The 1,736-nt window shown below is 56.5% G+C and carries 2 rRNA genes (1 of these 2 running past the window's edge); both read right to left on the reverse strand.

From position 1 onward, the window contains the following. Window positions 1-117, reverse strand: a 5S ribosomal RNA gene (rrf, locus tag ABZ215_RS43145). Between the two features lie 76 nt (window positions 118-193). After that, window positions 194-1,736 (reverse strand): 23S ribosomal RNA (locus ABZ215_RS43150); it runs 1,671 nt beyond the window's last position.

Below are 1,736 nucleotides of genomic sequence, written 5' to 3' on the forward strand. Positions count from 1 at the left end.
GTTCGGCGGTGTCCTACTCTCCCACACCCGCGGGGGTGCAGTACCATCGGCGCTGGCAGGCTTAGCTTCCGGGTTCGGAATGGGACCGGGCGTTTCCCTGCCGCCATGACCACCGAAACTCTCCGAAACAACACCAGAGATGTTTCGTCTGGTGTGGTGTTTCAGAGTTGCAGAGCGGATGCGTAGCAGCTTTGTGGGCAAGTCCTCGGCCTATTAGTACCAGTCCACTCAAAAACACATTACTGTGCGTCCATGTCTGGCCTATCAACCCAATCGTCTCTTGGGGGCCTTAACCCACAAAGGGGTGGGAGACCTCATCTAGGAACAGGCTTCCCGCTTAGATGCCTTCAGCGGTTATCCCTTCCGAACGTAGCTAACCAGCCATGCCACTGGCGTGACAACTGGCATACCAGAGGTTCGTCCGTCCCGGTCCTCTCGTACTAGGGACAGCCTTCCTCAAGTCTCCTACGCGCGCGGCGGATAGGGACCGAACTGTCTCACGACGTTCTAAACCCAGCTCGCGTGCCGCTTTAATGGGCGAACAGCCCAACCCTTGGGACCTACTCCGGCCCCAGGATGCGACGAGCCGACATCGAGGTGCCAAACCATGCCGTCGATATGGACTCTTGGGCAAGATCAGCCTGTTATCCCCGGGGTACCTTTTATCCGTTGAGCGACATCCCTTCCACCAGGAGATGCCGGATCACTAGTCCCTGCTTTCGCACCTGCTCGACCCGTCAGTCTCACAGTCAAGCTCCCTTGTGCACTTACACTCAACACCTGATTGCCAACCAGGCTGAGGGAACCTTTGGGCGCCTCCGTTACCTTTTAGGAGGCAACCGCCCCAGTTAAACTACCCACCAGGCACTGTCCCTGAACCCGATCAGGGCCCTAGGTTAGATTCCCAATCCGACCAGAGTGGTATTTCAACAACGACTCCACGAGAACTAGCGTCCCCGCTTCACAGTCTCCCACCTATCCTACACAAGCCGAACCGAAAACCAATACCAAGCTATAGTAAAGGTCCCGGGGTCTTTCCGTCCTGCCGCGCGTAACGAGCATCTTTACTCGTAGTGCAATTTCACCGGGCCTGTGGTTGAGACAGCCGGAAAGTCGTTACGCCATTCGTGCAGGTCGGAACTTACCCGACAAGGAATTTCGCTACCTTAGGATGGTTATAGTTACCACCGCCGTTTACTGGCGCTTAAATTCTCAGCTTCGCCCCAAAGGAGCTAACCGGTCCTCTTAACGTTCCAGCACCGGGCAGGCGTCAGTCCATATACCTCGTCTTACGACTTCGCATGGACCTGTGTTTTTAGTAAACAGTCGCTTTCCGCTGGTCTCTGCGGCCAACTCACCCTAGCCCGCGAAGGGCTTCAAGTGCTTTGGCCCCCCTTCTCCCGAAGTTACGGGGGCATTTTGCCGAGTTCCTTAACCACAGTTCACCCGACCGCCTTAGTATTCTCTACCTGACCACCTGTGTCGGTTTGGGGTACGGGCCGCACATGTTCTCGCTAGAGGCTTTTCTCGGCAGCAGAGGATCACCCTACTTCGCCTCAACGGCTACGCATCACGTCTCAGACTACATGTGGTGCGGATTTGCCTACACCACGTCCTACACGCTTACACCAGTACAACCACTCACTGGCGGAGCTACCTTCCTGCGTCACCCCATCGCTTGACTACTACACACTCAGGTCCCGCGCGTCCCCGATCAACTCCGAAGAGCCTCACGG

The organism is Amycolatopsis sp. NPDC006131, from assembly GCF_040614175.1.
Classification (GTDB): domain Bacteria; phylum Actinomycetota; class Actinomycetes; order Mycobacteriales; family Pseudonocardiaceae; genus Amycolatopsis_E; species Amycolatopsis_E tucumanensis.